Here is a 26,632-nt window from a genome sequence, read left to right as displayed (position 1 = left end):
GTCTTATCCGGTACCCGCCTTGTTCCATTTTAATTTGACCGGGGATATGGACGTCTATTCCATCTTCCGTCTTCAAATCCTACTGTATACCCATCGTTAAACCCCTCTCTGTATGCCCAGCGCCTTTCATTCGCACAAGGATCCCAATTGCCGCCCCAATTACCACCCCAATTGTTTCCTCCGCCAGTATTGCACCACCACGGACAACAGCAGCATCTACTACAGCATCTGCAACATCTTCTACAACAATTACAGCAACACATTCATTTCTCCTCCTTTTAAATAGTTTGTACTATATTATATGGGACGGATAGACAAGGTGTTACTTCTGGCATCGTTTACATTTAAGGTTACTATCGTGACAATATATAATCACTAACCTGCATATCGAAAGCGCTGTATGTAGAGATATCCAGCGGATTACAGGCATCCATTGGCTGTCTCGGAAGAGATATAGGGACTGTGGTCAAAATCTTCTGACAATCTGATTTTGAGTTTTCTCTGATGGGATTTCAATGATGAAAGCCGTGCGTCCTTTCGTACTTTCAGCCTTTATCTGTCCGCCGTGCAGTACAATAATATTTTTTGCAATCGCAAGCCCCAGGCCGGAGCCTCCTGTTTCGCTCAATCTTGCATTGCTTAAACGGCAGAATTTATCAAAAATCACATTGAGCTTATCCTCCGGAATTTCCCCATCATTTTCAAATTGAATCACAGTCCAGTCTGCAAGCTCTCTGGCTGATACTTTGATGACGCTATTGTCCTCACTATAAGTAATGGCATTTTTTAAAATATTATTAAATACCCTGGCCAGCTTATCAGAGTCTCCATATACAGATATGTCCTCATCCACATGATTCTCTATGGTTTTTCCACATGCATTCAGCTGCGGATACAATTCATCTGAAATCTGTGCAATCATATAGTAAAGATCAACCTTTGTCTTTTGAAGCGGAAGGGATTCTGAATAGCTGCGGGTAATCTCAAAAAACTCATTCACCAGGTTCCTGAGCCGGTTGGCTTTTTCCCATGCGGTGTGGATATATTTTACTTTCTCCTCATCAGGCATATCCGGTGTTTCATCTAAAAGACTGAGATATCCGATAACAGAGGTCAGTGGGGTCTTGATATCATGGGCCAGATATACCACAAGATCATTCTTCTGCTGCTCTGCCCTCTTGGCCTTATCCGCCCGCTCTGCAAGTGTCCGCTTTACATCAGCCAGTTTGTGCTCCACACTCTCCAGCTCCGGAGACAGGGAAATCGCTGCCCTTTCTTCCATAAGCTTGTCAATCCCTGTTACTACCTCATCAAAATATCGTTTATATGTGTCCAACAGCATATGGAACAGCAAAAAAACAAATATGATTATGACCAATGTAAGAATAAACTGCATATTGACAGTCACTATCCTGAAATATATCAAATCAGCTTCCTTCTCACTGATTGAAAGACCGCGTGCAATCCACCCAACAATGGCATCTGCCAAGTGTCCGCGCGTCAGCATCCGCAGACCAAAGACTGCAGCAACTGCCCCCACTGTAATCCACAATCCTCGGATAAACGTAATACGGCCCAGCTTTGAATGGTTATACTCTGTTTTTTTATATCTCCCCAATTTTATATCCAACCCCCCATACCGTTTTTATATATCTGGGATTTTCCCCGGTATCCTTCATCTTCTCACGGAGATGGCGGATGTGTACGGTAATCGTATTGTTACTCTTGGTATAATATTCTTCCTGCCAGACTTCATGGAATAATTCTTCGGCACTGACGACACTGCACCTGCGCTCTAAAAGAATCCTTAGTATGGAAAATTCCGTAGGGGTCAGTGACAGCGTCTCTCCATTAAGCCGGCATTCATAAGTCTTAATGTTCATCGTTAATCCGGCATATTTAAAGACTTCATCCGCTGCCATAACCGCTGAGCCTACATTATATTTCTTGTAACGGCGAAGCTGGGCCTTTACCCTTGCTACCAGTTCAAGGGGCAGAAACGGTTTTGTAATATAATCATCTGCACCGAGCGTAAGCCCGGTAATTTTATCCGTCTCCCCGTCCTTTGCCGAGAGCATGATTACCGGATATGTGTACTCCTTGCTGCGTATGGACTGACATATCGATAGTCCGCTGATATCCGGAAGCATGATATCCAATATAGCCAGGTCAAAATCCGTACTCCCAATACAGACAAGTGCTTCCTCCCCTGAATAAAACTTATATACATCCATATTTTCATTTTGAAGATATACTTCAATCAGATCCGCAATTTCCTTCTCATCATCAACAACTAGTATCTTTTCAAGCAAAGCATGACACTCCTTTCAGTTTAAATCAAATATATTATACCGGATTCATGGCACCAATGTGTTTATATATACTGGATAATTGATTAATTATTTCCTAAGATACACATAAATACCATTTTACATTCAATGTGGGAGGACTCTTATATTCAGGATACTTCACGGTCTGGCTGGATGACGGATTTTTCAATTTATAGAAAGAAAAGGGCGGCCTGAAAATTAATTCAAAACCGCCGGTGGAATTTGAAAGGCTAAAACTCATATCTAGTACCATGTGAGAGTAACAGGCCATCTGTTAATTCTACACATAGAATAACGGTATTCTCATCATCGAAATCATTATGTCCGTTATCAATCCATTCCGCAAAAATATTTTTCAGCTTTTCAGCAATTATACCATTCTCTTTTTTTCCGAAATACCCCAGGCTGACGCCTTTGCCATGTGCTGTAAACCACTGGCCGGCAATTGCAACAACAGGGTTATCTTTTATATGTTTCATTTTATTTGAGAGTGCGTATGTAATGATATAAAATGCACCATTTTCGTAATAGGCATTTACATATCGCACATAAGGCGTTTCATTTTCCGTTGTTGCCAATGCTATAATTGTGTCTTTTCCGAAACGCTCAATCATTATCTGTTCTGCTTCTGGACTAAAATTATTCACTATATCCTTCCCTTTCTAAATTATGATTTGCTTTTCCATAATAATAGACTTTACTCGTTATAATGAAAAACCATTACATTCCAACTACCCTTCTAACAGTATTAGCCGTTCGTATTGTTAATTTGCTGCTGATAGCTGAACTTGCTGTCTTAGACCACCAATTTGTTTTTTGATAATCTTTTCGGCTGAAAGACCAAAATATCGCATTTTTGTATGCCTTTATTGTTTCTAAATCCGCTTTAGGCTCTCCAATCTCACTATATACCTCTGCGGATCTGGCCGGCGGCATAATAAATATAAGATTGTCATAAATTTCATTATTTCCATTGCCCCACCATTCTGGCGCATTATACAGGATGTTTTCAAGTTCTTCTTTTGATATGACAAAAACAGGAATATCCAAGCCAAACCGTTTTTTTATCATTACCTCAATCTGGTTTGTAAACTTCTCAGCCCCATCTTCGTCACTTGAAAAAATTACATTTCCACTGTTCAAATATGTCTTGACCTCTCCAAAATCAAGTTTTTCAAAACCTTGTTTTAACTCTGCCATCGGCACTTTATTTTTTCCGCTGATATTGATACCGCGCAAAAATGCAATATATCTTTTCAAATTCTCCGACACCTCCAACATATTCTTGAGTCTGATGTTGTCTGTCATCATTCCCCATACAAAGTATGACACTTCCCTTGCCATTGCCGCTGCCCCAATTTATTTTCGTACGGCTCACAGCAGATTTAGTAATTCTGTATGGATATATCCGTTTGTCCCTGCAACGCTGCCGCCTTTTCCCGGGTCAAGGGGCTTTCCCGCGAAATCAGTTACTTTACCGCCCGCCTCCTGAATTAAAAGCATACCGGCAGCATAGTCCCAGGGATTCAGATATATCTCGAAATAGCCTCCCTGTCTGCCGCAGGCAGTATATGCCAGTTCCAGAGCCGCAGAGCCAATCCTGCGGACATCCTGGCACTGACCGAACACCCTGCAGAACCGGGCAAAGTTTTCATCGGCCAGCTCTCTTTTCGCTGTTCCCAGCCCAATCATTGTGTCGGATAGTTTTTCAGCGTTTGATACATGTATGGGCTGTCCATTTAGGAAGCTGCCCTTGCCTTTCATTGCAGAAAACACTTCTTCATGGAAGGGATCGTATACAATCCCCATAATAATTTCCCCTTGGCAGCAAAGGGCTAACGATACAGCGCTGTGCTGATAATCATGCATAAGGTTTGTGGTCCCGTCAACCGGGTCTAAAATCCAAAAGCTGTCTGCATTTATTTCCTGCAATCCGGTTTCTTCCCCAAGGAATTGAATATCCGGCGCCAGTGCAAACAGCTCCTTCTTTAAGAAATCCTGCACGGCAATATCTACCTGCGTCACATAGTCTGCAAGACCCTTCTCTTTCACATGAGCTGCCATTTCACGGTTTTTTATTAATCCCTGTGTCTCTGTTACTAAGCCTATGATTTTCTGAATATCCATATATATTCACCTCCATTGGCTGCAATCACTGGTTGCAAAACATCGTTTCCAAAATAAGGTTTGAAAGAACTCAGCAAACTTGATGCTGCAATTATCCCTTCTTTTCTATTACATAAGATTGCAGGCTTTTCTGACAGCCATTCTTTTCATAAAATGCTTCTATCCCCGGTTGCGCGCCAAAATATAACATGGTAGGTGTATTGTCCTTTGCAAGCTGGAGAAGTTTACTTCCAATCCCCTGCTGCTGATATTCCGGAAGAACAAGTAATTCTGTAATTGTTCCAAAATAGTAACCATCCGAAAGAATACGCAAACACCCTACAAGCACGTTACCATCATAAGCTGTGATATTAATCGTTTTGGATAACGCAGCCTGCGTTCTTTCTATGTTATAATCGCCTTGCCATATCTGATTTACAAAAGAGACAAAAAATGAAGCATTCATTTCTTTATCGTCCACTTTATATTCTATCATTTTATTCCTCCGCAGCTATCAATTTCGTTTAAATCTCATGGGCGTATACCTTATGCCATCAGATAATTGTTCGGTATCCATATCCACAAAGCCTAGTTTATGATAAAAAGGAATGGCATACGGCGAAGAATTGACTGTGATAAGTTCACTTGGACTATTCTTTAAAAGATATTCCCATAACATCCGCCCAATACCTTGTCTATGATACTGTGCTTTCACAAAGAAACAGCAGATATGTTTCCGTTCTTCCTTTGCAGCTATAACACCTTTTAACTCTTTGTCATCATAAGCGCCCCAAAATTCCAATGTTTTAATCATTTCCCTATTCTCAATAAAATCCTTAAAGGACTGAATACCCTCCTCTGAATAATCAGGAGCTTCAAATTGTATAAATGTTGCCCAAATCAAATCAATCGCATTAGAAATTTGAGTATCGTTGATTCTCTTAATCTGCATATTAAATACCTCTACCTAAATTATCATTTTTCTATTCGCCCATGAGATATTAGATGCTTAAAAGTATTATTTTCCCATTTTGAAATTGCTGTGGTTTTTTATTGAATTCCATAAATATATAACCCATTTTTTCTTTCTGAAATTTAGCTGTTCATAAGTTTTGTTAAGTCCTCCACGGAAGCGTCCATTTTCACAGAGATTTCTTCCATCGTCATGCCGGAAGCAAGAAAACGCTTTAGCACCATTTTCATATCCTCCCCAACCTCTACGATATGACCGTCCAAATCGTAAAAACGAATCACCCGCTGGCCCCAGCTATGCTCAACCACTTCCCCCAGATATTCAATATCCGGGTATTTTTTCAACTTGTTCAGAAAGCCGTCAAATTCCTGTTCCTCAAAGACGATTTCCGCATTGTTGGATTTCTTTAATACCCTTTCTTTCGGCAGGTTCACAAGCCAGTCAAAATCCTGCTGCAATGCCAGGCCGCAGGTAAAAGCGATGTTTCTCCCGTAGTCCTGAAATACCTCCAATCCGAACAAATCCTCATAAAATTTTCTTGCAGCATTAATGTCGGCCACCGATATCAGCATACACATGTACTTCATATAAATATTCCTTTCAGTTTTACGATTGCTTTTTCTTATCGCTTTTTCTTATCGCTTTTTCTTGTGCAGTTTCAAATCAATCCCTCTTAAAGACGCAGCATCTTGAAGCAGTCCTGCGGCAAAAGCACTTTTTTCTTTAAGTGTCATCGTTTTTATGTCAGGGCTACACTCAATTTCCCTGAGTACGGCCCGTAGCTCTTGTATTTCCAAAAGATTTACAGCTATACAAAAGAGTGTCTTTTTCCGGCCATCATTATAACCGGACAGGAGCATGTCCAGTATTCTTACCTTTTCTATCTGTTCGTCATTATAAGCTTCCACTCCAGACTGCCGGGCCTTTTCCAAATCAGCCTTTCGTCGGCGGTGCGTAATAAAAGAGTCGAAATCGTCAATATGATCGTATCTTTCACAGGGATATTCACTGCACTGAAAGCAGTATTCTACTCCGCCATGTTCTATGCTGCATCTTGCTATTTTGCATGCCTGGTTTCCTTCACCGCCGCCGCAGCCAGGACAGTTTTTATTCAGGAACATGGGACAAAGCCCACAATTTAATCCACAGAGGGAAAATAATTGATTCTGCCGTTTAAACCCTTTCATGATACCTCCTTAAGTCCTTTACCCACATCCAATCCAGCTGAAGGAAACAATACTTATCCCAACAGACTTATCTCCACTAACATTATATTGGGTCTGTAGGATAATTGTATTATTTAATGCTAAAGAATTTATTAATCATTTCCTAAGGTGCAGATAGTATGCGTCTTCCCGCTATCAGAGGCCCCTTCGTCCGGAACCACATCCTCCCCAGGCCGCCAGGCCTGTCCAAACTTCACATCGCGGAACAGGGCCGCCAGGCCGGTAATCTGCTTGAGCCTCAAAATCTCATCCCGGTCCATACCCAGGTGTTTGGAAATCCATGCGTCAGAACGTCCTAACTCATACAGTTCCTTAATGATATTACTCATTAAGTCCACATCGTGTGTTCCACGGGCGCGGTTATGACGGATGGTGCTGGCCATACGGCCGGACAGCGGCTTATCTATTATCGAAACCGGCATCATCCCCTTCTCGCGCTCATAAATATCCGGGCAATCCCGCATCACCCGCCAACGGTGAAAGCCATCTACAATCACATACTTATCACTGCTTTTTACATGATAACAGACAATCGGCATAGTATAACCGTCCTCCTTGATGCTGTCGTACAACAACCGCATTTCCGGTGGGGCCACGTTGTTCGGGTTATATGTATTAGGTACAATCTTTTCAAATGGCACTGCAATGATATTGTATACCGGGCTTCTGAATTCCTTATTTGCCATCTATCATCCCTCCATACTTAGATCTGATAATATCCACACGTTTTTGTTCCTGCCGCGTAAGCCCAAACCCCATAAACCGGCAGGTATGGTCATTTTTCAAAATACAGTAGCACATCCGTTTCCAGCTTGGTATATCTTTTGTGCTTTTGATATCATCGGTATGATCGGGAATCGGTCCCAGAAAAATAATACGGGAATTTTTATTGATTGTATAGTTAGAGATACCGTTCCTCCGTATGTGATATCCCTTTTCCACAAGCTCACGGATTGTTTCCTCCGGCAGCCCTCCTCCGGTCTCACGCCAGAAATGGATGGAGGTGTTAAACTTTTTCACATAATTATTCCGCAGTCGGACAGGCAATGTATCCAGCAAAAATAGAGTGTAGGATTTCCAGGTATGACCTTTTGGCAACGTAATACTGCGGTAACCCATGGCTTTTGTCTTACCATAAATAGCGCCAAAATTTGCTCCGCGCACCCGCCCCACCAGTTTCGTCCATATTTCCGGGTCGATGACCCGGTACAGATTCAAAGCGTCTTTGGAGTAATCATTAAAAGGCGATGCTACCCGCATCTGGTCTATTTTTAATCCTGCCTTATAATACAGATCATATAAATGATTGTAATCATAACCGAAGCGATAATTCGCGCACCATACGTCAGAATTTGACCAGTCATATAAAGGTGAAGCACACCATACGTCTTTGAACTGCCTGGAAATCCAGCACTTGTTTTGATATCCGTATTTCTTATTGACAAACCCGCTGTACCGCTGCAAAGATTCATCCGCCCGCATACCAAGCAGGCAGACCGTCCTGCCATTCCCATGCTCCTCCTTGTAGAATCGGCCAAACTGCTTTGCCAAATCTTCCTGATGCATCCGGTAACGATAATGGGTAAAAGGCTTCGTCAGATTAATGACATAGGGATACTCCGGTATCGGACGCACCCATATATCCTGTTTGGTATCATCCCAAGGATACCAATACATCTCATAACTACTCAGTGCTGTCCTGGTTGCCATGGGAAGGCAGACCCAGTAAAGATCTATGCCGGATTCGTTTTCCAGCCGCTTAAAAGTGCGGGTAATATAGTCCGTTGTCACGGTATACTGTGCCTCAAAATCCTGATGGAATACGCCAATCACACGATCTGGAGCATACTTATTCCGGTAATCCAGCAGCAAATTCAAAAGAACGCCGCTATCCTTGCCGCCACTGAATGAGATATAAATATTTTTAAATTCCTGAAACAAAAACGCAAATCTCTTCTGCAATGCATCGAATACATCCATATTAATGTATTCTTTTTTCATATCTTTAGTAAACTCCTTATCTTTCCGGTAATCTTGACCCATTTATCATGTACTTTACTAAAATAATAATATGAGGAACAGAAAAATTCAATATATTATATACTTAAATTATGAATAATAACGTTGGAGAAAATGCTGAAATTTCAAAAACCTGTACTTTGGGCATGTATGATTATCTATAATAGCAAGCGAAATAGCAAAGGAGATGTTCAACATGGCGTAAAATCGTATCCACAACCGGAACGTGAATATGGCATCAGCCGAAGTACACTCAGCACCTGGGTAAAGCAGCTGACCCCGGTAAGGGTATCCGAAGACGGGACTGTGGCCCTTAAGGAATTCAAGGCTCTTCAAAAGGAACACCAGAGGCTAAAAATCGGGAACGAAATATATAAAAACGACTGCCATCTTCGCAAAGGAACAATAAAAGTCCGTTGTCGCGCTTATTCACAGTGCCATTGAATATATGACTCCGCAGCAAAAAATGCATATTTTTTGATACGCTGTCAAATAGTATTCTTGACGCCAAACAATCCCTCCCTTATAATTATGTAAAATATTTTATCATATCCCCTATTAAAAAACTTCTTCTAAATTCTTGCTTTTTTCTTGCTCTTGTAAATAGCCGGTCAATCGATACTGATATCGGCTTAGCTTGGAACATTATAATAAAAAACGAGGACAATCAATATGGACATTTGTGCAAAAACAATTTATAACTCCGCAAAACAAATCCAACCAGAAATGGTTTCTATTCGCAGAACACTACACAGGCATCCTGAAATTGGTACCTGCCTGCCAAATACTAAAGAGTTTGTTAAAAAACAGCTGTTTGAAATGGGGTATGAGCCGGTTGAAATCTGTGAAAGCGGCATAGTTGCTTCTATCAGCGGTGCAGCCCCGGGGCGCTGCATTCTGCTCCGTGCCGATATGGATGGATTGAATATAAGGGAAATGACAGAACTCGAATGCAGATCCGAAAACGGGTATATGCATGCCTGCGGTCACGATATGCATACAGCAATGTTATTGGGAGCAGCTAGACTGCTTCGTAACTATCAGTCCAAAATAACAGGGACCATAAAACTGGTATTCCAACCGGATGAGGAAGGTTTTACCGGAGCCAAGGCAATGTTGAAAGCAGGAGTTTTGGAACAGCCGGTGCCCGAAGCCGGCATGGCTTTACATGTTCATTCCGGAACTCCCTCCGGCCTTATACTATGCGGCCAGGGAACGACAATGGCGGGCTGTACCCTCTTCCGAATTTCAGTAAAAGGAATCGGCTGCCACGGAGCCATGCCTGAAAACGGTGTTGATCCGATTAATATTGCTGCACACATTCACTTGGCTCTTCAGGAAATTACCGCAAGAGAAATCGCAGCAAAAACTCCTGCTGTTATAACAATTGGAAAATTCAGCGGAGGGCAGGCGCCCAATATTATCCCTCAGGATGCGGTGATAGAGGGGACAATCCGGACTTTCGACAAAAGTCTTTCTGCTGAAATACTTCAAAGGATAACTGTAATTTCCAAAGCCACCGCAGAAGCCTTTCGTGGTACTGTTACGGTAGAAGAATTGTCATCAGCCCCTCCACTTATAAATAATCCGCAGCTCACAAGTCAGATGGCCGGCTTTATTACGGAACTTTTTGGAGAAAAATCGATATATCTTATGGATGGAGGCGGCATGGGCTCAGAGGATTTTTCATCGTTCACATATGAATTACCATGTGTGTATCTGTTAATTGGAGCAGGGACGGCAGAAGAAAATCCACAGTACGGAATGCCAATGCATAATGAAAAAGTTATATTCAATGAAGAGATTCTGGCGAAAGGCGCTGCTATCCACACCTATTGCGCCTTGAAATGGCTATGTGATGAATAATACGGCTTGGCAGGATATGGAGATATCCCAGGAGATGTCCCCGTATCTATTTTTATCGTTTCCGTGAATATGAAATGCCCTCCGGGGAGCGAAAATCAAACTTTAGATTTGACTCCCCGGAGGGCATTTATAGCAGTTGTATCTTTTTAAAATCCCGGCTGTTTATACTAGAGCGTGTTTGAAAATTGCTTTCCGTCAGGTGTGCGTCCCACTTTGTGGGAGATTTGGTCCCGATGAGGAAGGCGTAGCTGGCTACGTTGACCGAATTGGGACCAAATATACCGCGAAGTGGGGCGTGCAGATGGCGGGAATGAATTTTCAAACACGCTCTAACACATTGCTGCAGCCTGTATTCCCGCGATAGCGCCATCAGCAACTGCTGTAGCTACCTGTCTTACCTTTTTTACACAGATATCCCCGGCAGCAAATACTCCGGGAATTTCTGTCTGCATACATTGATCCACTGGAATATATCCGTTATCTAACCTTAATTCCGTGTATATCTGAGTGTTCGGGACAATGCCTGCATATACAAATACCCCGCACCCTGCATCTTTCACCATCTGTATGTTTCCCGTTTTGTTGTCCGTAAATTCAAGTTCCTCAGCTCTTTCGTTGCCGTATACTGCTGTGAGGCTTGAATGGGGCATGATTTCAATATTATGGTGTTCAGCAGCCTTATCTTTGAATTCCTGTATGCAGACAAGTTCATCTTCCACACATACAATTGTTACCCTCCCTGCAATTCCAGCCAGGTATATGGCTTCCTTTACTGCGCCGTCTGCCCCACCGATGATATAGATATTCTTACCCTTATAATCAAGACCGTCTTTTGGCGCATTTAATCTGATGCCTTTCAGACTTTCACCTGGAATTCCTAACATACGGGCAGAACCGCCATTTGCGAGAATTACTGTTTTACATTCATAACATTCTTTATCAGTGTTGACCTTCTTAATTTTACCTATGAGCTTTGTCTCTGTCACAGTTTCATAACGAATCTCCACACCGGCACTAAGTATCTGCTCTTTCATCCGCTTAGCAAATGTCCTTCCAGATTCTTCTTTCATGATTGCCGTATAATGTGTAACGGTTGAGACAGTTCCAATCAAGCCGCCTACCTGACCTTTTTCCAACATCAGAATCCTTTTGCCTCTGCTTTTTCCATAAATAGCCGCACTGATACCGGCTGGTCCCGCTCCGATAATAATTATATCATACATTTGAATGCCCTCCTGCTGCTTATATGAAAAGATTGATAACATATTCAATATAATCACATTTTTACCCTTTACGAACATTATATTCAAAATCTTTTCAGCGCAAGTTCCATATCCGGACATAGTCTGAATCTTCCAGCCAGGGCCTGTTTGAAAATACATCCCCCTTAATCCCGGATCAGACCAGTCTGTTCCCCTGTATGAATCAGCGTCAGCTTATGCATGGCCCTTGTACATGCGATATAGAGCAGACAGCGGTCAAAATCCGTACAGTATGTCCTGTTATCGGCATCCCAAACCACAACCTCGTCAAACTCCAGTCCCTTAGCCATCTGAATGGAGGTGACGGAAACCCCGTTCCGAAAGCGGGAGCTTTCAGGGGTAATCAGGTTTACGCTCTGTTCCGTCTTAAGGATTCCATACAGCTCTTTTGCCATATGATTTGTCTTTGTAATGATTCCAAGGGCCGCATTCCCGCCGGACAGGAACCGGTCAATGGCCTGCTTTACATTCTGGTACTGCTCCTCCTTGTTTTTGCAGGAAATGAGTGCAACCTCTTCTCCATGCCGCTTTACCGGTTCCAAAGAGACCACATTCTGGACACGCTTTGCAAAGGTGATGATCTCATAGGTGGACCGGTAGCTTTTATTCAGTTCTGCAAACTCTGATTTCGGATAGGCCTTCCTTAAATCATCCAGGGTGTAACGATGGTTTGGGTTTAAGAACTGACCGAAATCACCCAGGATTGTTTTCGGGCATGGGAACATCCGGTTCAGCACCGCGTACTGCACCGGCGTATAATCCTGCATCTCATCAACTACCAGATGCTTTGTAATACCGCTCTTTTTGAGCCCTTCAAAAGCCCCATGGAGGTACAGGAAGGGGTATACGTCCGCCCACTCCAGGGTTTTCCTTGCAGGCATGGCAAACAGCTCCGGCCTGCCCAGCCATTTGTAGAATTCCTTATAGAGGGCAAGGGTGTTCTTAATCTTTAACATGGAATTCAGGCTTTTTAAAATCACCCTTGGCCGCGGCAGGTCATGCTCCATGATGTTATCCGTCCCAAACCGGTCGTGGATGTCCTCAGCAACCATGACAAGACGCTGCTTTACCGGGTATTGGCCGTAGGCAGCGAACCTGGCCCGCACCCATTCCCGGTCCACATGAAAAGGGCCAAAGCTGTAGCCGGCCGGCTCAAAAATCAGTTCCGGAAGCTGTCTTATGTACCCGTCCATCATGGATACAAAGTCAGGGGTGGATTTGAAACGTGTCCTCTGGACCCATGCCTCGTCTTTGTCCTCCAGCGGGTCCTTATCCGCCTCAAAGCCCACTATACCTTCCAGCTGGATATCCGCAAGCTCATCAAATCCCAGCTCGTAAATCGGTTCCTCGCCCAGTTCCGGGATGACATTCGAAATATAATCCCCAAATACTTTATTGGGAGACAGGATCGTTATGTTCCTGGCGCTCAGCCGGTTTTTATACCGGTAAAGCAGAAACGCAATCCGATGCAGGGCAATGGACGTCTTTCCGGACCCGGCCACCCCCTGTATGATCAGTGTCTCCGCCTTATCATTCCGGATTATCTGGTTCTGTTCCTTCTGTATGGTGGAAATAATGGATTTCATCTTCTCATCCGAGGTGTGGCTTAGCTCTTTTTGAAGGATATCGTCCTGGATGTTGGCCGAACTCTCCAGGGCATATTCCATGACGCCATCCTTAATCTTAAACTGCCGCTTTTTTGTCAGCATCCCTTCCACCCGCCCGGATGGCGCATCGTAGGCAGCCGGTCCCACTTCATAGTCATAAAACATGCTGGAAACCGGAGCCCGCCAGTCAAAAATCAAAAGTTCATTCTCATATTTAAAGGTAAACCTGCCAATATAGAATTTGCTGCTTTCTGTCTTACCCGTCCGGCAGAAATCAATCCGGGCAAAATAAGGGGATTCTTTCAGCTTTGCAAGCTGGTTTTGGACCTCTGCGGAAAAAGCGCCGGTCCGGTCCGTCTGCCTTAAAAGCAGTTCATTCTGGAACATTTCATGGGGGTCGATTTCTCCCCGGTAGTCCACCATATATTTCTTGGCATCCCGGTACTCCTGATCCAGCTTTCTTACATTTTCCTCCGCCTTCTTTAGCGCCTCCTCCAGCTTTTCATTCATCTGTATCAGATGGGCGGCCTCATCTGGAAATGGATTCCTGTCCGTACTCATGCTTCTGTCCCCTCCTTAAGCGGGCCGGTTCCCATGGATGAGGCTTCCCGGTTCCTGTCCCTGCCTTCTGTTAAAATGAATTTCTGTGTGGGGTATCCGTATTCCACTAAAAGCTCTGCCTCCGCAAAACCCAGGCCCTTTATCACGTCCCGGTGCCCTGTATCCGCCTTATCACCATCCCGGTATGTGGTAATGCTGATTTCCCGGTCCTTAATCAGTTCGCCCATCACCTTGTCAAGAAATGCTTTGGGAATTCCCTTTTTCCTGTATAATGGATGGGTCCCCATGAAATCAATGCTGCCGTTTTTACCGGAAAACAGCATGATGCCGACAGCTGTTTTGCCATCCTTCAGGATTAAGGCCTGTTTCGCTTCAATCTTCTGCTTCAGCACCTCACTGTATTCCTCCTCATTGAGATATGGGAATCCGTCAACCACCAGCCGGACCAGTTCCATCCAGCATGGGATATCCTCCTTTGATGCAAAGGTTATGTTCCATGGTATTTCTTCCTTTTTATTCAGCATGTCGTAGCTCCCTTCCAATACAAACTTCAGCTGCAGCGGATAGAACTTCTCATTCTCCCTGTACTTATTCGGCGGCATTTTATACATTTCAGTAAAAATACTGGTAAATGCCTGCTGGCTTTTGTAGCCGGCCATAAGGGCAATGTCAATAATCGGCCGGTCGGAAAAGACAAGCAGCTTTGCTGCTTCTGTAAGCTGCCTCCGTTTGATATAATCATGAATTGTAAGGCCTGTGGTATCGGCGAAAACCCGGTGCAGATGATATTTGGAGTAATGGATCTGTTTTGCCACTTCCCCTAAATCCAGCTTTTTGGTCAGGTTTTCCTCGATAAAATTGACTGCCATGGATACTTTCTCAATTCGGTCCATGCTGCCACCTCCTTTCTCAGGTAGATATTATAAACCATATAAAGGATTCTGTTTTAAGGAATCTTGCTCATTTTCATGGAACTGATTGGAAACAGGTCATCGAAGTAGTAACTGAATGATATCTTCTATATCCTTATCTGAAAGCACTCTTTCAATGGCACAGCCTATCACTAGAACAACGGGCAGATTGAGCAGGAACCTGCAGATGGAAAACTTCCACCCCAATGCGGAGGTTTCAAACAGCAACAGCGGAATCCGGATGCTGACACTGGAGCATAAAAAAATCAGTACGTTGGAAATCCTGCCGCCCTTTTTTATGAGCAGGCCTGCGATTGGCAGCAATGCATAAATCGGCACGGCGGTCAGCATGCCCATGAACAGTGAAAGGACCTTGCCCGTTAAGCCGGACTTCTCCCCTATGATTTTTATCATCTTCTCTTTTTCAACCCACACGTCCATCAGTCCCACACACAGGAACACCGGAATCAGGTTCCACAAAAACTGCATAAGCCCTGCGCCCGCATAAGACATCACTGCGCCGTAGTCCTCCGGCAAGGACAGGATTACGGCCATACAGGCAGCCCCCATGATGATCCAGGCTCTTATTTTTTTCATAACATTACCCCCAGAAGATACGAAGTGGCGAATGCCGCCAGGAAGAACAGGATGTTTCGGAGAACCGCTGCCTTGACTCCCAGGTATTTGATTTCCAAAGGGATTGTAATGAATCCCACGGTTGTCAGGGTTGAGATGAATATGGCCATCTGAGCCGTGCCAGCCCCGTTTCTCAGCAGTTCGGACACCATTGGGAATACGGCCAGAACCGGTACAAGAGCGGCCGTACCGGCCAAGGCAGCGGTTATCATTCCCCGAAGGCCGGACTCTGCCCCCAGAATCTGCCTGATGGTATCCGGCTTCAGATAGATAAGGGCCGTGCCGGTAACCAGCATGATGGTCAGGAAATAAGGCAGTACCCCAAGCATCATCCAAATGCCCTTTTGTATTCCCCTTTTTGTTTTATCCCGGTCTTTGTAAACAGATACAATCAGCAATAAAATCGCCAGTGCATAAAGAAACATGGTAAAAACGCGATTCATAGGCTCCCTCCCCGGATTCCTGCCCACAGGATCATTTTTAAATCCTCCTTTTCAGCTTGCTTCTATTGGCCTATTATATTACAATCAGTCTGGGAGGTAAGTTGCGCAGGCAACCAAATAGCGATGAAATCAATGATACAAGATTTGATACAGACAAATTTATTTGCCGGTATTTCAGAAAGGGACGCAGCCCATCTCATGTCCTGTCTGAATGCCCGGACCATGGAATATAAATCAGATACCGTGGTCATTGAGGAGGGAAACAAGGTCCGGATGTTTGGCGTCCTTCTGTCCGGATGGGGCAGGTCCTACAAGACAGACCTGCAGGGAAATGTCATCACCATCACGCTCCTTAGGAAAGGCAGTGAAATCGGCGTTCTTCTGGCCTCACGCCAGGAACAGATAAGCCCTGTATCCGTTGCCGTGGAAAAAGGAAGCCGGGCTTTGTTTATTTCCTATGATTCCCTGATTGGCAGCTGCAGCAGAAACTGCCCGTGCCACAGGCAGCTGATCCGTAACTATATAGGGATTGTTGCTGAAAAGGGCCTGGTCCTGCATGAGCGGCTGGACTGTCTGCTCCGGCCTTCTGCGCGCAGTAAGATCCTTGCCTATCTAAAAAAGTTTCCGCCCTTATCTGATGATGGGACATTTACGGTCCCACTTGACAGGAATGCCATGGCCGAATACTTAAACATGGACCGGAGCGCCCTGTCCAGGGAACTGTCAAATATGAAAAAGGACGGAATCATAGACTTTCACAAATCCAGATTCCGCCTGTATTAAGCCGGAATTTCACGGCTTTTCCCGGGGCTGCATCACGAAAAATAAGGCTCCTGCCCCAAGGCTCCCCCTTCCCTTGCCTGTCAGACAGGGTAGTATGTTTCCGGAATCCGGATATTCGCCACATGATGCAGCTTATAGTTTTCCGCCATATGTTTCTTTGTACAAACCAGAATGTAACGGTAACAATCTGCAATCCTGTCAGCAAAGGATTTTGCATCACCGTCCCTTAATTGACGGAGCGCCAGGATTATCTGCCTGTTCAGATGTGAAAGTGTATGTCTCCTGGTCATATAATAAGCAAAATGATGTCCCCATTCAAGAAGGTGATTGGTTTCCGATAATATGACATATAAAGGTCTTAAAGTTGTATGGTTCATGATGGCCTCTAACATGCCTGATAAATAGATGGCGTCTGAAGAAGAAAATCCCTCTGCCAGCCCATCCAATTCTTCTCTGGTAAACTCAGGAGCAGCTGCCAGCGCCGCCGGGCGGATAATTAATATCATCAGCTGCAGGGCATGAAGGTAACGCAATGCTTTTTCTACATATCCGGAATTCAGGGCCAGCTGATGAAGTTTCGTGACATCAGGTTCTGTGACAATCGTACCTTTGCCGTTTAATGTTTTTACGAAACCTCTTTGTTCGAGTTCTGACAATGCCCTTCTGACAGTTGATAAAGAGACATCATACCGGACCGCCAGCTGCTTTTCATATGGAAGATACATCCCGGCAGAATATTCCCCAAGGCCAATTTTCCGATTCATGTCATCAACAATTTTTGAGTAATGGTAATCCTGCCCCCGCATAGGGTTCCATGAAAACGGGATACCGGTCTGCGCAGGACAATCCGGTGTTGTATCTGACAGATAATTTAATGTACGTTCAATGGAATCCGCAAGTTCCTGATACAGATCTGATAACTGGCTGTACTTTGTAAGCGGATCACCGCCCTTTAATATATCCATGATAACCCCGGTCACGGATTCAGACCCCTCTATAAAATGACTCGCGAAGTAGGGGCAGTCCTCAGTAAAAAATGCAAGCTTATTGTAAAGGCCAAACGTGGAATAAAGTTCACCGAATAAGGAATTGCCGCCTATCCTTAAAATATCATAGCCCAATTTAGACGGAAGGCGCCATCCGCCGACGCGGTTTCCCAAACGCAATACTTTCATAGCCTGTTTATAGTGAGGCATTATCTCCACATCACATCCCTGCAGGGAAAAAACCAGAAGGGAAGGCAGTATCAGTGCAAACGTCCGATATACCTGTAAAATACCTTCCCTTTGTTTTAAAATGTCGGCAACAGCACCGGATGGATCGGAAGCGTCTTTTCTTATGGCAACGGTTGGCGCAAGGCGGGGCCGGATATGAACCAGGCCTTCCTCCCGCAGTGCGTCAAAGACACGGTTAACCGTGTACCTGCTTACATGGAATTGATTGCACAACATCCTTGAAGATGGCAGGGCATGTCCAGGAGGTATCTGTCCCTCCAGGATACACTGCTTTATTTCATTATATACAAATGTAAATTTTGTTTCTTGTGGTTTCATGACTCATCTCCTATCTGTCTGAATTATATCATGATGGCCCACTTTTGTCAGCAGTAAAACCCGGTAACCTATTTGCACACCTTACCAATATGGCTGTTGCCAGTATGCATGGATAGCATTTATAATAAAACCGTGAAATTTTTTGGAAAGAGTTTGAGAATCATGGAAAAACAAAAAATCTTAATTGTGGACGATTCAGAAATGAACCGCGCCCTTCTGGCCGATATCCTGGAAGAACAGTATGATGTGGCTGAGGCTGAGAATGGTATGGAAGCAATTTCCATCCTCAGAAGGCAAAGAGCTGAATTTTCCCTTCTGCTTCTGGACATCATGATGCCTGAAATGGATGGGTTTGAAGTATTGGCCTGCATAAACAGATACCACTGGAATGACACCCTTGCTGTTATTATGATTTCTGCGGACGATTCCCCTGCCAATATAAAACGCGCCTACGACCTGGGGGCTTTTGACTATATCAGCCGTCCTTTTGATTCCACCATTGTGCAGCGCCGCATTTCTAATACCATGTTTTTATATGCACGGCAGCAGCGTCTTGAGAAAATCATCGCAGAACAATTTCACGAACAGGAAAAAAACAATAAGCTGATGATTTCAATCCTGTCCCATATTGTGGAATTCCGTAATGGAGAAAGCGGCTTACATATACTGCATGTTAATACGATTACAAAATATCTGCTAAAGCAGCTGGTCCGGTCCACGGATCAGTATCCTTTGTCCAAAGCCGATATTTCATTAATCAGTACTGCTTCCGCGCTGCATGATATTGGGAAAATCTCAATTTCAGATGCAATATTAAACAAACCCGGACGCCTTACGGCAGATGAGTTTGAAGTGATGAAGACCCACTCAGTGATTGGCGCTGATATGCTGTCAGACCTGCCCATTGAACAGCAGGAAGCCCCGCTTGTCAAGGTGGCTTCTGAAATCTGCCGGTGGCACCACGAACGGTATGACGGCAGTGGTTATCCGGATGGATTAAAGGGAGAACAGATTCCCATTGCCGCCCAGGTGGTTGCCCTGGCCGATGTATACGATGCCCTGACCAGTGAGCGGTGTTATAAGAAAGCTTATTCACATAAAGATGCTTTGAAAATGATTTTAGATGGACAATGTGGCGCATTTAATCCCACTCTCCTGTCATGCCTTCAGGAAATTGCGGATACGCTTGAAAATGAGCTTGTGGATACCCCTCATGCACAAGAGACTAAACAGAACCGGCATATAAGAAATAAAATAGACTACGATAGGTTGTTTTCCTATGAAAAATACACGCTGCTGTCCCGCAGGCAGAGGAACCTGCAGTTATTATACATTGATTCCCTGACCAGCGTCTACAACCGCCGTTATTATGACGAGCATTTTAAAGGCGCAGATGATATTCAGGCCATTGTTGTAATAGATGTGGATGATTTTAAGCATATCAATGATAATCATGGCCACGATGTGGGCGATATCGTATTGCAAGGCATTGCACAAACCGTTTTATCCTGTGTACGGAAAACAGATGCCGTGATCCGCTATGGCGGGGATGAATTTATAATTATCTTTTACAGCATACCTGCAGATATATTTGAGAAAAAACTTGAGAGGATCCGGCGCTCTGTTTATGATCTGATAATTGATGACCATCCTGGACTGCACATGTCAGTGAGCATCGGCGGTGCATACGGGACAGGAACCACAAAAGAACTGTTCAAAGCTGCAGACAATATGATGTATCAATCAAAAGTCACAAAAAACCAAGTGACCATATGTTTTCTTGACCAGAAAAAAGACAGCACGGACAACACCTGACAAGGAGGAACTATAAGGATGGATTTAAAAGATTATTATATGAAAACCGGCGGCAGTTTTGATGAGGTGCTTGGCAGACTGCGGCGTGAACAGACCGTCCGGAAATTTGTATATAAATTCCTGGACGATAAAAGCTTTCACTTGTTTGAGACGTCCATGGGTGATAAGGACTATGATGAAGCCCTCAGGGCAGTCCATACGCTCAAAGGAATCTGCCAAAATCTTTCTTTTGCCAGATTATTTGAAAGCAGCAGTCTGGTGACAAAAGCATTAAAAGAAAATGACTGGAATCAAGCGGTTGATATGATGCCGCGATTATCAAGGGACTACTATGAACTGATAAATGCCATTGAAGAACTCAAACGTTCTAAGGAGGAATGACGTCAATGGAAAACAGTAAAAAGAAAAATCCTACAACGCGCTTCCTGATAGGCAGTTTCATTGGGCTTTTAATCTTTAGTATCATCATGTTCAGCCTGCTTGGAATCTACATGGGCAGAAAAAGTAAAAATGCGGTTTACGAAATTGGGAAAATCTATATGTCCGGAATGAATGAACAGATGTCCAGGCATTTTGAAACTGTCATTAAATTGCGTTTTAATCAGGTCAGCGGCATTGTTTCCGTTGTCCCCACGGATACGGACGATAAAGATACGCTATATGAGGAACTGATTTACCGGGCGCAGGTCAGGGAATTTGACTATTTAGCACTTTGTTCTGCAGAGGGGGATTTCCAGACACTTTACGGACAATCAATACAGCCGCTTAACCCAAAACCGTTTGTAGAAGCATTAAGACAAGGGGAACAAAGAGTGGCTGTCGGCGTTGATTCTGCTGGAAATGAAGTGGTATTGTTTGGCGTTGACGCTGCTTACCCTATGCACAACGGCCAAAGGAGCACCGGCCTGATAGCAGCCGTTCCTCTGGAATATATCACGGATTTCCTCTCATTGGAGGATGAAGGACAGCTGATGTATTATCATATCATCCGGCCGGACGGCAGTTTTGTCATACAAAATCCCAACTCTGAATTGTGGTATTTCTTTGAACAGCTGCAAAACCAGCCTGACTCGGCAGCCAATGAATCATCTTCAGGAAATCCGGTCAAAGCACTGGGCGCAGCGCTAAAAAATCATCAGGAATATGCTGCAACATTGGATGTAAATGGTGAGGAACGGCAGGTTTATGGCATATCACTGCCCTATTCTGAGTGGTATCTGGTATCGGTAATGTCTTATAGTATTTTGGACCATGTCATAAACAACCTGGACAGCCAGCGTATGTTCATGACATTGCTGTCCTGTGCCTCGATTTTAATCATCCTGACCTTGATTTTCCTTCGGTATTTCTCCATAACCCGCTCCCAGGTCCATGAGTTGGAAAAGGCCCGGCAGGCAGCGCTTGAAGCAAACAAAGCCAAAAGTGAATTCCTGGCAAATATGAGCCATGATATCCGTACACCCATGAATGCGATTGTAGGCATGACCGCCATTGCCACTGCCCACATAGATGACCGGAAACAGGTACAGAACTGCCTTAGGAAAATCACATTGTCAAGCAAGCATCTATTAGGACTGATCAATGATGTCCTGGATATGTCTAAAATCGAAAGCGGTAAATTAACGTTAACAACAGAGCAGATTTCACTGAAGGAAGTTGTGGAAGGAATTGTTAACATCATGCAGCCGCAGGTTAAGACCAAGAAGCAGACCTTTGACATACATGTTGAAAATATCTTCACAGAAAATGTGTGGTGCGACGGCATACGCCTGAATCAGGTTTTGCTGAACCTCTTATCGAATGCAACAAAGTATACGCCGGAAGGAGGTTCAATACAATTATCCCTCTCTGAGGAAGCATCCCCCAAAGGGGAAGGCCATGTCCGAATCCACATCAAGGTCAAGGATAATGGAATTGGCATGTCGCCGGATTTCCTGAAAAGAATCTATGAATCCTACAGCCGTGCAGATGGAGCCAGGATACATAAAACCGAGGGCGCGGGTTTGGGAATGGCGATTACAAAGTACATTGTGGACGCAATGGAAGGAACCATTGATATACAAAGCGAACCTGATAAAGGTACGGAATTCCTTCTCATGTTTGATTTTGAAAAGGCTGCTGCCATGGAAATGGATATGGTTCTTCCCTCCTGGAACATGCTGGTGGTGGATGATGACGAATTATTATGTAAGACAGCCATGGAAGCCCTGAAATCCATTGGAATAAAAGCAGAATGGACATTAAGCGGGGAAAAGGCCATTGAACTGGTAAACCAACGCCACAAAAAGAGGGATGATTATCAAATCATCCTGTTGGATTGGAAACTGCCCGGCATGAATGGTATCCAGGTTGCAAAAGAAATCCGGCGTAATCTGGGTGATGATGTGCCAATCCTGCTGATTTCCGCCTACGACTGGAGTGAATTTGAAGCAGAGGCCCGTGAAGCAGGTATCAGCGGTTTTATCTCCAAGCCCCTTTTTAAATCCACGCTGTATCATGCTTTGCGTCAGTATATGGATTCTGAAACAGAACATGACCAGACATCGGACCAGGATATCAACCTGTCCGGACGCCGTATCCTGCTTGCCGAGGATAATGAGCTTAACTGGGAGGTGGCAAGGGAATTGCTGTCTGATCTGGGCGTGGAGCTGGATTGGGCTGAAGACGGCCGGATATGTGTGGACAAGTTCCAAACCTCACCACAGGGCTATTATGATATCATCCTTATGGACATACGGATGCCCCATATGACAGGATATGAGGCCACACAGGCAATCCGGGGACTGGATCACCCGGATGCCCTGTCTGTTCCGATTATAGCCATGAGCGCGGATGCTTTTTCTGACGACATACAGCATTGCCTGGATTGCGGTATGAATGCCCATATAGCAAAGCCCATTGATATCATGGAATTGACCCGCCTGTTAAAACGGTATTTCGTATGAACCCATGCCCCTAAACGGTATTTTGTATGAACCCATGCATGACACGCCCAGCGCCGTGTAGCTCTCCCACGCTTTGCGGAAGTCCTCCCTACGTCAACCCATCCATCATTCAAAACAACCGTTTCCCATCCGAAATATCAATGCCAAGCTCTTTCGCCGCACCGGTCTGTTTGTATGGGTTGACTTTTTCCACGATTCCGTCATGCCTGAAAAGGGAACCGGTATTTTTGAACCAGAAGGTCACGCCTGCTTTCACGCATTGCTCCCTGATATCCAGCACCCACCCATAATCGCACTCCCGCGCATCCCGTCCCGTTTCACCGCCAACCGTCACATGATCCACCCCATGAAGATAGGGGGCCAGATTGATTGCTTCCAAAAGCGGGGCACAGGCGATGAACCGCCGCTTCATGGGATAGGATAAAAACAGGGGAAGCCGGTAATCAGCCATTGCCTGGTTCTCCACCGTGCAGCCAATGTTCACATTGTCATACCCCTCTCCCCAGTCAGCGGGAAGGGATACAGGGAACCGGTCAATCCTCTTGGTCAGGATCAGGAAATCAATGTCCGTCCGCTCCCGGATCATGGCCCAGACCTCTTTACGCCATTCATCTGCTTCCGGCAGGAAGAAATCAGTGGCAAAGCAGGTGGCAAGGATTTTATTCCCTTTGATGTTGTATCCGCCTTTTTTATTTTTCCTTATGGGCCAGTCAAATTTATCTGTTTTCAGGATTGTATCCTGTCCATAGCGTTTTGCATAGGGACCATAAAAATAACAGTTTGTGCAGCCATCACTTATTTTGTAACAACCTGTCCACGGCTCCCAGTTCATTGGGCGTCCTCCTTTACAATAACCTCTTACATATATGAAAACCAGCCTCCATCATGTGTTGGTATGTCATGATATCACAGACAGGGCGTATCTGTATTGTAAAAAAACGACATATGCCATAACCAGATGTCTGTTAAACGAACACGGTCTGCCCGGCTGGATGGCGGAAAATGCTCATGGGGTTAAAATCACTGGAACCCAACCTTCACCAGCTTCTGCTGCCTGAACCCCGCGTATTGCTCCGCAAGTTCCAGGAGCCCCTGCCTGTGATGGACCTCTTTCCACAATGTAATCTGGATTTCCATCCCCTTCCCCTTCTTTTTGCCTGTCCAGATGCCAACCACTTCTCCCCGGCACACCACTGCGCCCGGATTTGCTGAAAGCCTCCATATCTTCTTTTGAAGGCCTGGGTCCTGCTGCAGGATGGCCCGGTCCCGCTGGTCCAGGTATGGGTCATGGCCTCCCAAGAGAATCATTTCCCGCTCAAAGGAAGGCGGTGCAAAAAGCCTTTCCCTGTCATCAGACAGGATGTACATCTTTTTCCCGGATGCCATGACCGGCTCCATTTCCCCTGAAACCAGGTTCCATAAACGCCTTCCCTGCTTGCCGGAACACCCCAGCCAGTTCACGAACCCATCCACGCCAGACGGTCCGTAGCAGTGCAGGTAATGCCGGACCAGATTCCCGGGCGCGCCTTCATCCGGCTTTAACAGCTGACCTGTCCAATTCTTATAAGAGGTAAATGTGGGGCTGATTCCATCACGTTTCCCGAACACCACCAGCCCGCAGAAGGCACAGGGCCTTAAAAGAAAGGAGACAACCGCCCCTCCCACGGTCTGTCTGTCAGGACTTCCATACATGGACGGCTGGTTCCACAAGCCCCTTTTATCCGCGGGGATCATTGGCAGCATCCAATCAGCCAGGGTCTGGTCCAGCGTGGCTTTGCTGACAATGACCCTGTGATCAAGGCAGGGCATGACCTGTCTGAGCAATTCCAGCAAAGGCTGGAAATCCATCTTGAGAAAGTCCAGGGCACCCGTAATCCCACGGGTATATATCCATGGTTCGTCTCCTTCCGGCACCAGGGCAGACAAAAAGACAGGGCTTTGTGAAACCGGGAACAGGGCGGGCACGCCACGCAGGCTCCATGCCTGCACCAGTGTCTTATCCTCATACAGCCAACGTTCCATGTCCGCCAGGCTGCTGTCCGGCGCGCGGTTAAACATGGCTGTTTCCCATGCGCCAGGCGGGGTGTTAAGCATCCCGCACGCACCGGCAAGCCTTTCCATGTCATCCTTTGGGTATACCGCGTCAAGGTGGTGGGAATGCAGCCTGAAACTCCTGATCTGTTCAATGCCCGGCCCTGTCATATGGATACTCCTCTCCGTCGTGTTTTTAAGCGCTCCGATACCAACGTAATATGGTCCATTATATCGGATACGCAAAAGAAAGGCAAGGGCGCCCAAGCTTGACAACTTAGAAAAATATTGCTATAGTATGCATGTAACAATTCTGTAACATTTACAGGAAAACAGGAATTCATTCTATGGATACAGGGGGTTTTAAGAAACAAATGCATAAACATACTGACTGGAAATGGACATCCCTTGCCATGGCTGCCATCATAACCGCGCTGGGAATTTCCTTACCAGGGGCCCACACCCAGGGGACTTCCCCGCAGACTTTCCCGCAGGTGCCCATACAGGGAATTCGCACACCCGGAATCACTGCCCAAGGGTCCGGCATTTCCCCTGCCGTGACCGATGCAGCGGTTCCCAAAGCATCCATCCGCACAAAGCAGGTGCCTGTCACCCATGCTCCGGCTGCATCCGAATATGACAATATGGTTGTGGCCAATGTTACCGATGTCCTGAACCTGCGGGCAAAACCGTCCCTGGAAGGCAAGATCATCGGCAAATGCTACCGAGGGGCAGGCGGCACCGTGCTGGAGAAAAAAGACGGCTGGACCAAAATCCGCTCCGGGGGCCTGGAGGGCTGGCTGAACAATGACTACCTGGTATTTGGGCAGGATATCAAACCCCTTGCCAAGGAACTGGGTCTGTTTACAGCCAAGGTCACCACACAGACGCTGAATGTCCGTGAGGAACCCACCACTGAATCCACCATCATCGGTCTGGCTGCCGGGGATGATTATTATCCGGTTCTGGAAGAAAAAGATGGCTGGGCCAAAATCCAGCTGGCCTCGGATACCAGCGGATATGTCTCCACGGACTACACCAAGATCAGTGTTACTCCGGGCAAGGCGGTGAGCATTGAGGCTGAGCTGGAAGCGCTAAAGGAATCGGAAAAGGAAAAAACCAAGAAAAAATCAGAAGAAAAACCCAAATACGTCATAAATGCAACTGAGGACGAGATTTACCTGATGGCCTCCTGCGTCATGATGGAAGCCGGCGGCTATTCCTATGACGGCCAGCTGGCAGTTGCCAGCACCATTGTGAACCGGGTGAAATCCGGCCGCTGGGGCAGTTCCATAACCGATGTCATCTACGCCCAGGGACAGTTTCCAGGCGCGTCCTCGGGACTGTTAGACAAGTACCTGACCAAGGGGCCGTCCTCCAGCGCCCTAAAGGCAACCAGGGCAGCCCTTGAAGGAACCAATCATATTGGCGATTACCTCTTCTTTAATTCCACCAAGAACGCTGATTACGCAAGCTATTCCGACTATACCGTGGTGGATGGGAACTGCTTTTACAAGAAGTAGCATGTCCCTTGCCAGCCATACATAGAAAGAACAGGCAGCCTG

The 26,632-nt window shown here is 45.4% G+C and carries 26 protein-coding genes; 6 read left to right on the top strand and 20 right to left on the bottom strand.

Translation table 11 applies throughout. From position 1 onward, the window contains the following. Positions 1-466 precede the first annotated feature (466 nt). From DWX59_RS10005 to DWX59_RS09955, 11 genes are all read right to left on the bottom strand, one after another. Positions 467-1,630, bottom strand: coding sequence for a sensor histidine kinase (locus DWX59_RS10005; protein ID WP_166460198.1), 1,164 nt, complete (start codon positions 1,628-1,630; stop codon positions 467-469). Beyond that, the gene (gene vanR, locus DWX59_RS10000; RefSeq protein ID WP_117558586.1) at positions 1,605-2,312 is read right to left on the bottom strand and encodes a VanR-ABDEGLN family response regulator transcription factor; all 708 of its coding nucleotides are present in this window, start codon (positions 2,310-2,312) and stop codon (positions 1,605-1,607) included. Before vanR ends, DWX59_RS10005 begins: the two co-directional genes overlap by 26 nt. A gap of 248 nt (positions 2,313-2,560) precedes the next feature. Next, entirely contained in the window at positions 2,561-2,944 is a 384-nt protein-coding gene (locus DWX59_RS09995) for a pyridoxamine 5'-phosphate oxidase family protein (protein ID WP_180215725.1), read from the bottom strand. Positions 2,945-3,050: 106 nt separating this feature from the next. After that, positions 3,051-3,590, bottom strand: a complete 540-nt coding sequence (locus tag DWX59_RS09990; protein WP_117558672.1) for a DUF1697 domain-containing protein — start codon at positions 3,588-3,590, stop codon at positions 3,051-3,053. 114 nt (positions 3,591-3,704) lie between these two features. Then, positions 3,705-4,457, bottom strand: coding sequence for an inositol monophosphatase family protein (locus DWX59_RS09985; RefSeq protein WP_117558578.1), 753 nt, complete (start codon positions 4,455-4,457; stop codon positions 3,705-3,707). Between the two features lie 91 nt (positions 4,458-4,548). Continuing rightward, on the bottom strand, positions 4,549-4,929 hold the full coding sequence (locus DWX59_RS09980) for a GNAT family N-acetyltransferase (RefSeq protein ID WP_165642386.1): 381 nt from the start codon (positions 4,927-4,929) through the stop codon (positions 4,549-4,551). Positions 4,930-4,950: 21 nt separating this feature from the next. Next, the gene (locus tag DWX59_RS09975) at positions 4,951-5,388 is read right to left on the bottom strand and encodes a GNAT family N-acetyltransferase (protein ID WP_117558574.1); all 438 of its coding nucleotides are present in this window, start codon (positions 5,386-5,388) and stop codon (positions 4,951-4,953) included. Between the two features lie 143 nt (positions 5,389-5,531). Continuing rightward, on the bottom strand, positions 5,532-5,996 hold the full coding sequence (locus DWX59_RS09970) for a VOC family protein (RefSeq protein ID WP_117558573.1): 465 nt from the start codon (positions 5,994-5,996) through the stop codon (positions 5,532-5,534). A 48-nt stretch (positions 5,997-6,044) separates the two neighbouring features. Then, positions 6,045-6,596 (bottom strand): DUF3795 domain-containing protein, encoded by a 552-nt coding sequence (locus DWX59_RS09965; protein ID WP_117558571.1) that lies wholly within the window; start codon positions 6,594-6,596, stop codon positions 6,045-6,047. A 131-nt stretch (positions 6,597-6,727) separates the two neighbouring features. Next, complete coding sequence (locus DWX59_RS09960; RefSeq protein WP_117558569.1) at positions 6,728-7,321, bottom strand: IbrB-like domain-containing protein; 594 nt, start codon at positions 7,319-7,321, stop codon at positions 6,728-6,730. Beyond that, positions 7,311-8,636, bottom strand: coding sequence for a phosphoadenosine phosphosulfate reductase (locus DWX59_RS09955; protein ID WP_117558567.1), 1,326 nt, complete (start codon positions 8,634-8,636; stop codon positions 7,311-7,313). Before DWX59_RS09955 ends, DWX59_RS09960 begins: the two co-directional genes overlap by 11 nt. 690 nt (positions 8,637-9,326) lie before the next feature. Here DWX59_RS09955 and DWX59_RS09945 point away from each other — a divergent pair. Beyond that, entirely contained in the window at positions 9,327-10,520 is a 1,194-nt protein-coding gene (locus DWX59_RS09945; RefSeq protein ID WP_117558565.1) for a M20 metallopeptidase family protein, read from the top strand. A 127-nt stretch (positions 10,521-10,647) separates the two neighbouring features. Here the strand turns inward: DWX59_RS09945 and DWX59_RS30270 are convergent, their stop codons facing one another. The 6 genes from DWX59_RS30270 to DWX59_RS09915 all read right to left on the bottom strand — a co-directional run bounded on the left by DWX59_RS30270 (position 10,648) and on the right by DWX59_RS09915 (position 15,940). Beyond that, a complete protein-coding gene (locus DWX59_RS30270; RefSeq protein ID WP_117558563.1) occupies positions 10,648-10,890 on the bottom strand; it encodes a DUF6783 domain-containing protein in 243 nt (80 codons plus the stop codon). Continuing rightward, positions 10,850-11,743: an NAD(P)/FAD-dependent oxidoreductase gene (locus DWX59_RS09935; RefSeq protein ID WP_117558670.1), complete on the bottom strand. Its 894-nt coding sequence runs from the start codon at positions 11,741-11,743 to the stop codon at positions 10,850-10,852. The genes DWX59_RS30270 and DWX59_RS09935 overlap by 41 nt, the downstream gene beginning before the upstream one ends. A gap of 164 nt (positions 11,744-11,907) precedes the next feature. Further along, a complete protein-coding gene (locus DWX59_RS09930) occupies positions 11,908-13,950 on the bottom strand; it encodes a HelD family protein (RefSeq protein WP_117558561.1) in 2,043 nt (680 codons plus the stop codon). Then, complete coding sequence (locus DWX59_RS09925) at positions 13,947-14,843, bottom strand: helix-turn-helix domain-containing protein (RefSeq protein WP_117558559.1); 897 nt, start codon at positions 14,841-14,843, stop codon at positions 13,947-13,949. The genes DWX59_RS09930 and DWX59_RS09925 overlap by 4 nt, the downstream gene beginning before the upstream one ends. A 96-nt stretch (positions 14,844-14,939) precedes the next feature. Next, complete coding sequence (locus DWX59_RS09920; RefSeq protein ID WP_117558558.1) at positions 14,940-15,458, bottom strand: permease; 519 nt, start codon at positions 15,456-15,458, stop codon at positions 14,940-14,942. After that, positions 15,455-15,940, bottom strand: coding sequence for a hypothetical protein (locus DWX59_RS09915; RefSeq protein ID WP_117558556.1), 486 nt, complete (start codon positions 15,938-15,940; stop codon positions 15,455-15,457). The genes DWX59_RS09920 and DWX59_RS09915 overlap by 4 nt, the downstream gene beginning before the upstream one ends. Before the next feature lie 144 nt (positions 15,941-16,084). Between DWX59_RS09915 and DWX59_RS09910 the strand changes: the two genes are divergently transcribed. Continuing rightward, positions 16,085-16,723, top strand: coding sequence for a Crp/Fnr family transcriptional regulator (locus tag DWX59_RS09910; protein ID WP_227116638.1), 639 nt, complete (start codon positions 16,085-16,087; stop codon positions 16,721-16,723). Positions 16,724-16,803: 80 nt separating this feature from the next. Here DWX59_RS09910 and DWX59_RS09905 read toward each other — a convergent pair whose 3' ends face one another. Continuing rightward, entirely contained in the window at positions 16,804-18,276 is a 1,473-nt protein-coding gene (locus DWX59_RS09905) for a GntR family transcriptional regulator (RefSeq protein WP_117558554.1), read from the bottom strand. Positions 18,277-18,438: 162 nt separating this feature from the next. Here DWX59_RS09905 and DWX59_RS09900 point away from each other — a divergent pair, with 162 nt between their 5' ends. The 3 genes from DWX59_RS09900 to DWX59_RS09890 are packed head-to-tail and all read left to right on the top strand — an operon-like array spanning position 18,439 to position 23,036. Next, positions 18,439-20,091, top strand: coding sequence for a diguanylate cyclase (locus DWX59_RS09900; RefSeq protein WP_117558552.1), 1,653 nt, complete (start codon positions 18,439-18,441; stop codon positions 20,089-20,091). An 18-nt stretch (positions 20,092-20,109) separates the two neighbouring features. Next, positions 20,110-20,472: an Hpt domain-containing protein gene (locus DWX59_RS09895; protein WP_117558550.1), complete on the top strand. Its 363-nt coding sequence runs from the start codon at positions 20,110-20,112 to the stop codon at positions 20,470-20,472. Positions 20,473-20,477: 5 nt separating this feature from the next. Then, positions 20,478-23,036 (top strand): hybrid sensor histidine kinase/response regulator, encoded by a 2,559-nt coding sequence (locus tag DWX59_RS09890; protein WP_117558548.1) that lies wholly within the window; start codon positions 20,478-20,480, stop codon positions 23,034-23,036. A gap of 109 nt (positions 23,037-23,145) precedes the next feature. Here DWX59_RS09890 and DWX59_RS09885 read toward each other — a convergent pair whose 3' ends face one another. Together DWX59_RS09885 and DWX59_RS09880 are read right to left on the bottom strand one after the other, a co-directional pair. Continuing rightward, on the bottom strand, positions 23,146-23,868 hold the full coding sequence (locus DWX59_RS09885; protein WP_117558546.1) for a DUF5131 family protein: 723 nt from the start codon (positions 23,866-23,868) through the stop codon (positions 23,146-23,148). Positions 23,869-24,056: 188 nt separating this feature from the next. Next, entirely contained in the window at positions 24,057-25,238 is a 1,182-nt protein-coding gene (locus DWX59_RS09880) for a winged helix DNA-binding domain-containing protein (protein ID WP_117558544.1), read from the bottom strand. A 203-nt stretch (positions 25,239-25,441) separates the two neighbouring features. Between DWX59_RS09880 and DWX59_RS09875 the strand changes: the two genes are divergently transcribed. Further along, on the top strand, positions 25,442-26,590 hold the full coding sequence (locus DWX59_RS09875; RefSeq protein WP_235844991.1) for an SH3 domain-containing protein: 1,149 nt from the start codon (positions 25,442-25,444) through the stop codon (positions 26,588-26,590). Positions 26,591-26,632 lie beyond the last annotated feature (42 nt).

It is taken from the genome of Enterocloster aldenensis (genome assembly GCF_003434055.1).
Taxonomy (GTDB): domain Bacteria; phylum Bacillota; class Clostridia; order Lachnospirales; family Lachnospiraceae; genus Enterocloster; species Enterocloster aldenensis.
This window is presented reverse-complemented; position numbering and strand designations above follow the sequence as displayed.